This window comes from Psychromonas arctica (assembly GCF_036697365.1).
Taxonomy (GTDB): Bacteria; Pseudomonadota; Gammaproteobacteria; order Enterobacterales; family Psychromonadaceae; genus Psychromonas; species Psychromonas arctica_A.
On the sequence record NZ_JBAHZA010000022.1, the window covers coordinates 26,939 to 37,684 of the forward strand.

The window sequence follows — 10,746 nt, forward strand, 5'->3', positions numbered from 1 at the left end:
TAAAATCTTTATTTTAAAATTATACCGCAGCCGCACCACCACAAATCTCAGAAAGCTCCTGAGTAATTGCAGCTTGACGTGCTTTATTGGCAACAAGTTGTAAATCATCAATCAAGTCACTTGCGTTATCCGTTGCAGCTTTCATTGCAACCATACGTGAAACTTGTTCACACGCTAAGTTTTCTACTACCGCTTGATACACTTGAGATTCAACATAACGAACTAATAACGAATCTAAAATATCTTTAGCGTCACCTTCGTAAATGTAATCCCAGTGATGGGCAGCTACTTCATCATCGTTTTCTGCTTTAGGCAGAGGTAATAATTGACTGACAGTAGGTTCTTGTACCATGGTACTAACGAATTTATTGTTCACTATATACAAGCGATCAAGTTTTCCTGCGTCATAAGCGTCTAACATGATTTTTACCGAACCGATTAAATCATCAACGGTTGGTGCATCACCTAAGCTTGTTGCTTGTGCAACAATATTAGCGCCTAAGCCACCAAAGAAACTAGCTGCTTTAGAGCCGATAACGGCTAAATCAACTTCAACACCAGCTTCGCTGTGTTTTTTCATTTCTTGGATAACCGGTTTAAACAAATTAATGTTTAAACCGCCACATAAACCACGATCACTTGAAATGACAATATAACCAACACGCTTAACTTCACGTTCTTGAAGATAAGGGTGGTGGTATTCCAAGTTACCTAGTGCGATATGACCGATCACTTTGCGCATAGTAGATGCATAAGAAAGACTGCTTTCCATGCGCTGTTGCGCACGACGCATCTTAGATGCAGCTACCATTTCCATCGCACCAGTGATCTTTTGAGTGTTTTTAACACTCGCGATCTTATTTCTAATTTCTTTATCGCCGGCCATTTCTTACTCCTAATTAATGCTTAATTAACAACAATTGTTGTTAATTAATTACCAGGTTTGCGTCGCAACGAAAGATTCCAAGATAGCCTTGAATTGTCCTTCGATTTCTTTGCTGTAAGCGCCAGTTTCATTAATTTGAGCATAGAACTCAGCATGCTCATTTTTAGCGTAAGAGATTAAAGATGCTTCAAAGTCTAATACTTTTTCAACATCGACATCATTTAAGAAGCCTTTCTCTGCAGCAAATAATGACAACGCTTGTTCAACAACTGACATTGGAGCATATTGTTTCTGCTTCATTAATTCAGTTACTTTTTTACCATGGTCAAGCTGTTTACGAGTAGCTTCATCTAGATCAGATGCAAACTGTGCAAACGCTGCTAATTCACGGTATTGCGCTAGTGCAGTACGGATACCACCAGAAAGTTTCTTAATCACTTTACACTGAGCAGAACCACCAACACGCGATACAGAGATACCTGGATCAACAGCTGGGCGAACACCATTATTAAATAGTTCAGTTGTTAAGAAGATCTGACCATCTGTAATAGAGATTACGTTAGTCGGTACGAATGCAGATACATCGCCCGCTTGCGTTTCGATGATTGGTAATGCTGTTAATGAACCAGTTTTACCTTTCACTGCGCCTTTAGTAAATGTTTCAACGTAGTGCTCGCTTACACGAGAAGCACGCTCAAGTAGACGTGAGTGAAGGTAGAAAACGTCACCAGGGTATGCTTCACGACCAGGTGGACGTTTAAGCAGTAGTGAAATTTGACGGTAAGCAACAGCTTGCTTAGAAAGATCATCATATACAATCAGTGCATCTTCACCGCGGTCACGGAAGTATTCACCCATTGAACAACCAGCATATGGTGCTAGGTATTGTAGTGCAGCAGCTTCAGAAGCAGATGCAACAACAACGATAGTATTTTCTAATGCGCCATGCTCTTCAAGTTTACGTACTACGTTAGCGATAGTTGATGCTTTTTGGCCAATTGCTACGTAGATTGAGTATAAACCTGTTGATTTTTGGTTAATGATTGCATCGATTGCAATAGCAGTTTTACCTACTTGACGGTCACCGATGATAAGCTCACGTTGACCACGACCGATTGGAATCATTGAATCGATTGATTTCCAACCAGTTTGAACTGGTTGATCAACTGATTTACGATCGATTACGCCTGGTGCAATTACTTCGATTGGAGAGTAACCATCGTTTTCGATTGGCCCTTTTCCATCAATTGGCTCACCCATTGTGTTTACAACACGACCAAGAAGACCTTTACCTACTGGTACTTCAAGAATACGACCAGTTGATTTTACCTTTTCACCTTCTTTAAGGTCACGGTAAGGTCCCATTACTACCGCACCTACCGAGTCACGCTCAAGGTTAAGTGCCATAGCAAAGCTACCATTTGGTAGTTCGATCATCTCACCTTGCATACATTCAGCAAGGCCGTTGATGCGAATAATACCATCGCTTACAGAAACGATTGTACCTTCATTTCGCGCTTCGCTTACCGCTTCGAATTGTCCAATTCGTTGCTTGATAAGATCGCTAATTTCAGTGGAATTCAGTTGCATGCTAACTTCCCATTAAGATTGTAAAGTATGTGATAAACGAGTTAGTTGACCGCTAGCTGTGCTATCAATCACTAAGTCTCCAGCAGTAACTACCATTCCGGCAATTAATGACTTATCAATACTACAATTTAGGTTTACTTTTCGTGCGAGACGTTTTTCTAGCGAAACACTTAATTCTTTTTGTTGTTCTTTAGAAAGGGCATAAGCAGAAACGACATCAGCGTCGACCTCTTTTTTATACTCAGTTTCTAAATCAGCAAAAAGTTGTGCAACGCGAGGCAAAACACTCAAACGTCCATTTTCAGCTAATACTTTAATCAAGTTTTGACCATTCTCATCGAGTTGGTCGCCACAAACATTAATAAACAGTTCAGCTAACTCTTGTGGTGCTTTATCGCGTGTTAATACATTTGCCATTGTTGCATCTTGTGCAACTTCAGAGGCAAAAAACAGCATTGCAGACCAAGCTTCAATGTTGTTATTACTCACAGCAAATTCAAAAGCGGCTCTTGCATAAGGACGAGCTACAGTAGTCAATTCAGACATAAGCTAGCTCCTTATAGTTCAGCAACTAATTTATCAATAATGTCGCTGTTCGCTTCTTTATCGATAGAACGCTTAATGATTTTCTCAGCACCAGCTATCGCTAACGTAGCAACTTGTTGACGTAACTCTTCACGAGCACGGTTACGCTCAGCTTCAACTTCAGCTTCACCTTGAGCAATAATTTTACTGCGCTCAGTTTCACCTTCATTTTTAGCTTCTTCAACAATTTGTGTACGACGCTTATTAGCTTGATCAATTATTTCTGCTGCTTGTGCTTTAGCTTCTTTCAGCTTTTCAGCTGCTTTAGCTTGCGCAAGTTCTAGATCTTTTCCTGCACGCTCAGCTTGAGTTAAACCATCCGCAATTTTCTTTTGACGCGCTTCAATCGCATCTAAAAGTGGTGGCCACACGTACTTCATGCAGAACCAAACAAATATCGCAAATGCGATTGCTTGGCCAATTAGGGTTGCATTTATATTCATAACAGCTCCTTAGTTAATTAAGTTAATTAGGATCCGTTATTAGCCCGCTAGTTGAGCTACAAATGGGTTTGCAAAAGTGAAGAATAATGCAATACCAACACCGATCATCGCGATTGCATCGATAAGACCAGCAACGATGAACATTTTAACTTGTAACATAGGTGCCATTTCAGGTTGACGTGCAGCACCCTCTAGGAATTTACCACCTAAGATACCAAAACCGATAGCTGTACCAGCAGCGCCTAAACCAATTAGAAGTGCTACAGCGATTGCAGTAAAACCTAATACTGTTTCCATGAAAAATTCTCCAAAAATAAAATAAATTGTTTTAATGTTTAAAAGTAATTACTTAAAAAGTAAATATTAATGTTATACCCAAATTAATTAATGATCTTCATGCGCCATGCTGAGATATACAATCGTCAACATCATAAAGATGAAGGCTTGTAGAACAATAATTAAAATATGGAATACGGCCCACGGGAAGTACAGTGGTAATTGCCAGTAACCCAATAAAGCTATCAATATAAAGATTAACTCACCAGCATATAAGTTTCCGAACAAACGTAGACCTAATGAAACAGGTTTCGCTAATAGCGTTACGGCTTCAAGAAGGAAGTTTACTGGAATAAATGCCCAATGGTTAAATGGTTGCATAGTTAGTTCTTTAACAAAACCGCCTACACCTTTAACTTTGACAGTGTAATAAATGATTAAAGCGAACACACTCAATGACATACCAAGTGTTACGTTTAAATCAGTTGTAGGTACAACTTTAAGATAAGGTATCCCGATGGTTTGCGCAGCGTGAGGCAGTAAATCAACAGGAACTAAATCCATTAGGTTCATTAAGAAAACCCAAACAAAAATAGTCAATGCTAATGGAGCTATCAAGGCATTTTTGCCATGAAAAGTATCCTTTACATTCTCATCTACAAAATCGATAACCATTTCGATGAAACACTGTAACTTACCAGGTACACCGACAGTCGAACGTTTTGCAACACTACGAAACAACCAAAGAAATAATACACCGAGGCCTACTGCAACCAGTAGAGAATCGACGTGAAAAGTCCAAAAACCAGCATCATGTGCATTCCAACCACCATCAACACTCCAAGTAAGGTTTGTTAAATGATGTTGAATATAACTTGATGATGTTAGAGCTTCACCTTGACCAGCCATGTTTTATCCCATCGTTGTTATAAAAAAAGAAAGGCGCTAACCACTGCGAAACCACTAATAATGAGAAAGAGATATAATAAGCAGTCAATGATAACGCTCCATATTTCAAAAACACCACAAGTAACAACACAGTTAAAAAGAGTTTTATAGCCTCTCCTGCGTAAAACCCCCTAAGCACCTTTTTAGCCTGCCTAGCACCTGCGTGAGCAAATGCTAACAGAACAAAAATAAGATTAGGAAGTAAAAAAGTGATTCCTCCAAATAATGCTGAATACCCTGCTTTATTCGAAAAAAACACTGTTGAAATCAATGCAAAAAATAGCACTAATAAAAATTGAAAAGCTACCAGTTTCAATCCAGAAATCTGACTTTTTTTTGCTAGTTTATCAACCACTTTGATTTCCCTTTACTAGCTAACTTGATGTATAGAAAAATGATTTATTCAACCAGACTTTTCCTACAAGCTAAAACCTGCGCAAATTATACCGACAAAGCCATTCAATGCAATATAACCATTGAATTAGAAGACAACAGGTCTGCTAGTTTATTAGGTTATATTACTAGTAAATGACTCAATTCGAATTTGATTCAGATTAATAATGGCTCAGATCTATTAACTTTTTTCAATTAATGTGATCAATGCATCTAAGTCTGTTATAGAAGTGTAATCTATAACTAACTTACCTCGTCCATTTTGACTATTTTTAGCAGTAACTTTAAGACCGAGTTTATTTTCTAAAGTTGTTACTAATGACTCAGTTTTTGAACAAACTGGAGGTGGAGTTTTCACTTTTTCGGGTGCTTGCGCTTGTTTCACTAATTTTTCAGTTTCACGCACGCTTAACGCTTTACTAACCACATTTTTTGCAAGCTCTGATTGAAGTTCCCCTTCACAAGCTAATAACGCTCTTGCGTGGCCCATTTCTAAATCACCGTGCTCTAAAAGTAATTGTACATCTTGGTTTAGATGATTAAGACGTAATAAGTTACTCACTGCAGTACGTGACTTACCAACTGCTTTAGCGACTTCCTGATGAGTTAGTTCAAACTCATCAACAATACGCTTTAATGCAATTGCTTCTTCCATAGCATTAAGATTTTCACGTTGAATGTTTTCAATGAGCGCAATTGCAATTGCTGCATCGTCTTCAACGTTTTTAATCAAACAAGGAATCGACGATAAACCAACCATCTTAGCCGCACGCCAGCGTCGCTCACCAGCAATAATCTCATATTTTTGATGACCGGTCTCACGAACTACTAAAGGTTGAATAATGCCTTGAGCATGAATAGAGTTTGCTAATTCTTGTAACGCATCAGATGCCATATCGCGACGAGGTTGGTATTTGCCGACTTGTAATTGATTGATATCAAGATCCTGTAAAGCACCTTGCTCATTACTTACCAGTTGTTGTGTCTTTTCGGCATGGATATCATGTGAAACCTGTTTATTACGTGTAACAGTACTGCTGCTCAACAAGGAATCTAATCCCTTACCTAACCCTCTTTTTTTACTTAGCATCTTCAATGACTTCCTGATCTGCACTAATAGATTGTTCTTCTCTTCTTAAGATCTCACCAGCTAAAGATAGATAAGCTCTTGCTCCTGTTGAACTTTTATCATAAAACATAACAGGCTTACTAAAGCTTGGTGCTTCAGCTAAACGAATATTGCGTGGGATGATTGTTCTATAAACTTTATCCCCAAAATGCTTTTTAAGCTGATCTGAAACATCACTTGATAAACGATTACGAGGATCGTACATAGTACGTAAGATCCCTTCAACTTTAAGGTCTGCATTAACCACAGCAGTTAACTTACTGATAGTGTCAATAAGCGCAGTTAAGCCCTCTAAAGCGTAGTATTCACATTGCATAGGCACTAATACAGAATCAGCAGCTGTCATCGCATTCACTGTTAACATATTTAATGAAGGAGGGCTGTCTATAAAAATATAATCATAAACCTCTCTAGCGCCTTCTAAAGCGGTTCTTAATCGAGTTTCACGTGCGAAGAAAGTCATTAGCTTCACTTCTGCAGCTGTTACATCACTGTTTGCAGCGACTAAGTGAAAACCACCACTGGTTTCAGTTTCTACAACATCAGCAAGCGGTAGTTCATCAATTAAAAGATCATAAGCAGTATGGGCAACTTCATATTTATCGATACCACTACCCATGGTTGCATTACCTTGCGGGTCAAGATCAATAATTAATACTTTACGTTTCGTCGCCGCCATTGAAGCAGCTAAATTGACACACGTAGTTGTTTTACCTACGCCACCTTTTTGATTTGCAATTGCTATTATTTTACCCACAAATACCTACCTAAAAAATTATAGTCACTACGATACACGCTTAACTTTTACTAAACAGCGTTCACCATCTAATTGTGGGACTTGTAATGTAACTGACTCTATAAATTCAAATTTAGAATCTAAATGAGTGATCTCAGATTCAGGATATTGCCCTTTTAATGCTAAAAAATGCCCATTTTCATTGGGTAAATGATGACACCAAGACAACATATCTTCTAATGAAGCAAAAGCACGACTTAACACACAGTCAAACCCTTGCTCTGGTTGAAACTCTTCGACACGACTTTGTACTATTTCAACATTTTTCAAGCCTAAGCTTAATATAGCTTGTCTTATAAAACGTAATCTTTTACCTAAACTATCTAATAACACAAACTGTTTATCTGGATTTAAAATCGCCAGAGGTAGACCCGGTAAACCAGGACCAGTTCCAACATCAATAAAACTATTACCCGATAGATGCGGAGATACGACAATGCTGTCCATAATATGTTTCACTAACATTTGTGAAGGATCGCGAACCGAAGTCAGGTTATAAGCTTTATTCCACTTTGCTAATAGTTCTACTAGTTGCACTAATTGTATTGTTTGTTGTTCACTGATATTTAAACTTGTTTGTGCCAGTAAAGCATCTAATTCGGTACGTAAACTCATTAAACTGCCTTACGACGCACGCCGCTCTTTTTCAGATGAATAAGCAAAATTGAAATAGCCGCAGGCGTTATGCCTGATACTCGAGATGCTTGGCCAATACTTTCAGGTTTAATATCATTCAACTTAGCTGTAACTTCATTTGATAAGCCTTTGATCTCTGAATAATCAAGATCACGTGGTAATACCGTATCTTCATGGCGCTTTAATTTAGCAATTTCATCTAGCTGGCGATCAATATAACCTTGATATTTGATCTTAATTTCAACTTGCTCTGCTGCAATTGGATCTTCGATAGCGGGACCAAGACCTTCTACTTTCATTAATGTTTCATAATCCACTTCAGGACGGCGTATCATTGCTTCTAACGTGCTTTCACGTTGCATTGGAGTTTTCAAAAGTGAATTAATTTGCTCTGCATTGATTGAACCAGGGTTTACCCAATGCGTTTTTAAACGTTGTAACTCTTTTTCTACCGATTCTTGTTTTTCACTGAATGCTTTCCAACGAACATCGTCTACAAGTCCTAATTCACGACCTTTTTCTGTTAGACGAGTATCCGCATTATCTTCACGTAATAATAAACGATATTCAGCACGACTAGTGAACATACGGTAAGGTTCTTTAGTTCCTAAAGTAGATAGATCATCAACTAAAACACCCATGTATGCTTGATCACGACGTGGTGCCCAAGCTTCTTTATCTTGTACTTGTAAACCAGCGTTCATACCGGCTAATAAACCTTGTGCGCCAGCTTCTTCGTAACCAGTTGTACCGTTAATTTGACCAGCAAAGAACAAGCCATTGATATATTTGCTTTCTAAGGTTAATTTTAGATCTCGAGGATCAAAATAATCATATTCAATAGCGTAACCTGGACGAGTAACAAACGCGTTTTCAAAACCTTTCATAGATTGAATAAATTTAAGCTGCACATCAAAAGGTAAACTTGTAGAAATACCGTTAGGATAAACTTCATGTGTTGTTAAACCTTCAGGCTCAACAAATATTTGATGAGAATTTTTATCTGCGAAACGCATAATTTTATCTTCGATAGAAGGGCAATAACGTGGCCCAACACCTTCGATAACACCTGAATACATAGGGCTTCTATCAAGGTTCTCTCTAATAATATCATGCGTTTTTTCATTCGTATGAGTGATATAACATGGTATTTGACGAGGGTGTTCTTCACGATTACCAAGAAATGAGAACACAGGAGTAGGATTATCTCCATGCTGTACTTCTAAATCAGAAAAATCAATGCTACGGGCATCGATACGAGCAGGCGTACCAGTTTTAAGACGGCCCATCCGTAAAGGCATCTCTTTTAAACGATCAGAAAGAGTAACAGAAGCTGGATCACCTGCACGACCTCCACTGTAATTCTTCATACCAATATGAATCAAACCATTTAAAAATGTACCTACAGTTAGCACAACAGTTTTAGCTGAAAAACGAACGCCCATTTTAGTGATTACACCAGTAACACGATCATTTTCAACGATTAGATCTTCTACTTCTTGCTGAAATATTTTTAGATTTTCTTGATTTTCTAATTTTTCACGAATAGCTGCTTTGTATAAAAGTCGATCTGCTTGTGCTCTTGTTGCACGAACGGCAGGGCCTTTACTTGAATTAAGGGTTCTAAACTGGATTCCCCCTTTATCAATTGCCGAAGCCATCAGCCCGCCTAAAGCATCAATCTCTTTTACAAGATGTCCTTTACCGATACCGCCAATGGCAGGATTACATGACATCTGACCTAACGTTTCAATATTGTGAGTTAATAATAGGGTTTTAAGTCCCATTCTAGCAGGTGCAGCAGCAGCTTCTGTTCCTGCATGGCCACCGCCAACTACGATAACGTCAAAATGTTCATGGTAAATCATAATATTCCAAATACAGCTATATAAAATTTAAAGGAGGATTTTACCCTTTTAAAAAATAAAGGAAAGCGAAGAGCTGATTTAATAGCAAAAGATTAGTATTAGTATTATATATAGATCTTTAAAGATCTTTTATTACTACACTTATTAAGCAAAGCAAGATCTGTGTAAAACACTTATATCTGATTAAAGATCAGGATCTTAAAAGAGATCCGATCGTGTGCATAATAAGGGATCTTAATGCGATCAACCTGAGTATAGAAAAAGCCTTTATACACAGGCCTTTTTATACACATTATTATAAAGCGATTACACAAAACTAATTCAAGAGTTATAAATGGATTATGCACAGAATGTTGTGGGTAACTTACAAATTAATTTACCAAATTATTAAGATCTTTTACCCAAGATGGGATCCACTCTATTACTTCATCTTCTGGAATAGGAGATTCAACTACATCAATTGTAAATAATTCCCCGATACGTAAAGCTCCTTTCTTTGTTAATAGAAGATCCAAATTTTTAGCTGCATGACAAAACGTATCATAATTTGAATCACCAACACCGACTAAACCAAAACGTAAATTAGATAATTGTTGAACATCAAGTTTTGAAAGTTGCTCTGCAAATGCTCTAAAGTTATCTGGGTAATCACCAGCCCCGTGTGTAGATATACAAATTAACCATAATTGTTCAGAAGCCAAATCGAATTCACCTATATTAGGGGTAAAATGTATTTGAGTTGTAAATCCAGCTTCTTCAATAAAAGGTTGTGTTGCTTCTGCTACATATTCGGTTGCACCTAAAGTACTCCCTACTAATATTTCAATATTACTCACTATATAAGTCTCCACTATATAAACAAAAATAAAGCTGTTGATGAAAGAGCATCATTATAAACAGTTAAAAACGATAAAAGCCTTTAAATTAGTATGAAAATCCCCCAAGTTGTTCGCTAAATAATCATTCAAACTTAAATTAGAAAAAAACGTTAATAAACGCTTGCCAATGTGATCTTAATCCCTATAATGCGCATCCACAGACACGGGACGGAACGCAAGTTACCCAGCGAGTTTGAGAGCAAAACTAACGCAGTAAACGATTTGAAGTTCGCTTCAAAATAAAGTTGAAATAAGACGTTGACATTGTTCGAAAGGCGCGTAATATACGCCGCCTAGCCGAAAGGCACGCTCTTTAAC

The 10,746-nt window shown here is 37.8% G+C and carries 12 protein-coding genes; all 12 read right to left on the bottom strand.

What is annotated here, in order from left to right; all coding sequences use genetic code 11:
• Positions 1-19: 19 nt before the first annotated feature.
• The 12 genes from atpG to mioC all read right to left on the bottom strand — a co-directional run bounded on the left by atpG (position 20) and on the right by mioC (position 10,386).
• A complete protein-coding gene (atpG, locus tag V5290_RS16390; RefSeq protein WP_290041238.1) occupies positions 20-886 on the bottom strand; it encodes a F0F1 ATP synthase subunit gamma in 867 nt (288 codons plus the stop codon).
• 48 nt (positions 887-934) lie between these two features.
• A complete protein-coding gene (gene atpA, locus V5290_RS16395; RefSeq protein WP_113819605.1) occupies positions 935-2,476 on the bottom strand; it encodes a F0F1 ATP synthase subunit alpha in 1,542 nt (513 codons plus the stop codon).
• A gap of 12 nt (positions 2,477-2,488) precedes the next feature.
• Positions 2,489-3,022 (bottom strand): F0F1 ATP synthase subunit delta, encoded by a 534-nt coding sequence (atpH, locus tag V5290_RS16400; protein WP_113819604.1) that lies wholly within the window; start codon positions 3,020-3,022, stop codon positions 2,489-2,491.
• 11 nt (positions 3,023-3,033) lie between these two features.
• Positions 3,034-3,504, bottom strand: coding sequence for a F0F1 ATP synthase subunit B (gene atpF / locus V5290_RS16405; protein ID WP_333388271.1), 471 nt, complete (start codon positions 3,502-3,504; stop codon positions 3,034-3,036).
• A gap of 39 nt (positions 3,505-3,543) precedes the next feature.
• Positions 3,544-3,801: a F0F1 ATP synthase subunit C gene (gene atpE, locus V5290_RS16410; protein ID WP_025565310.1), complete on the bottom strand. Its 258-nt coding sequence runs from the start codon at positions 3,799-3,801 to the stop codon at positions 3,544-3,546.
• An 87-nt stretch (positions 3,802-3,888) separates the two neighbouring features.
• A complete protein-coding gene (gene atpB / locus V5290_RS16415) occupies positions 3,889-4,689 on the bottom strand; it encodes a F0F1 ATP synthase subunit A (protein WP_290041233.1) in 801 nt (266 codons plus the stop codon).
• On the bottom strand, positions 4,673-5,083 hold the full coding sequence (locus tag V5290_RS16420) for an ATP synthase subunit I (RefSeq protein WP_333388277.1): 411 nt from the start codon (positions 5,081-5,083) through the stop codon (positions 4,673-4,675). The genes atpB and V5290_RS16420 overlap by 17 nt, the downstream gene beginning before the upstream one ends.
• 219 nt (positions 5,084-5,302) lie before the next feature.
• The gene (locus tag V5290_RS16425; RefSeq protein WP_333388280.1) at positions 5,303-6,211 is read right to left on the bottom strand and encodes a ParB/RepB/Spo0J family partition protein; all 909 of its coding nucleotides are present in this window, start codon (positions 6,209-6,211) and stop codon (positions 5,303-5,305) included.
• Complete coding sequence (locus V5290_RS16430) at positions 6,201-7,007, bottom strand: ParA family protein (protein WP_333388283.1); 807 nt, start codon at positions 7,005-7,007, stop codon at positions 6,201-6,203. The genes V5290_RS16425 and V5290_RS16430 overlap by 11 nt, the downstream gene beginning before the upstream one ends.
• A 27-nt stretch (positions 7,008-7,034) precedes the next feature.
• A complete protein-coding gene (gene rsmG / locus V5290_RS16435; protein ID WP_333388286.1) occupies positions 7,035-7,661 on the bottom strand; it encodes a 16S rRNA (guanine(527)-N(7))-methyltransferase RsmG in 627 nt (208 codons plus the stop codon).
• Positions 7,661-9,550 (bottom strand): tRNA uridine-5-carboxymethylaminomethyl(34) synthesis enzyme MnmG, encoded by a 1,890-nt coding sequence (gene mnmG / locus V5290_RS16440; protein WP_333388289.1) that lies wholly within the window; start codon positions 9,548-9,550, stop codon positions 7,661-7,663. The genes rsmG and mnmG overlap by 1 nt, the downstream gene beginning before the upstream one ends.
• A gap of 371 nt (positions 9,551-9,921) precedes the next feature.
• Complete coding sequence (gene mioC, locus V5290_RS16445) at positions 9,922-10,386, bottom strand: FMN-binding protein MioC (protein ID WP_333388292.1); 465 nt, start codon at positions 10,384-10,386, stop codon at positions 9,922-9,924.
• Positions 10,387-10,746 lie beyond the last annotated feature (360 nt).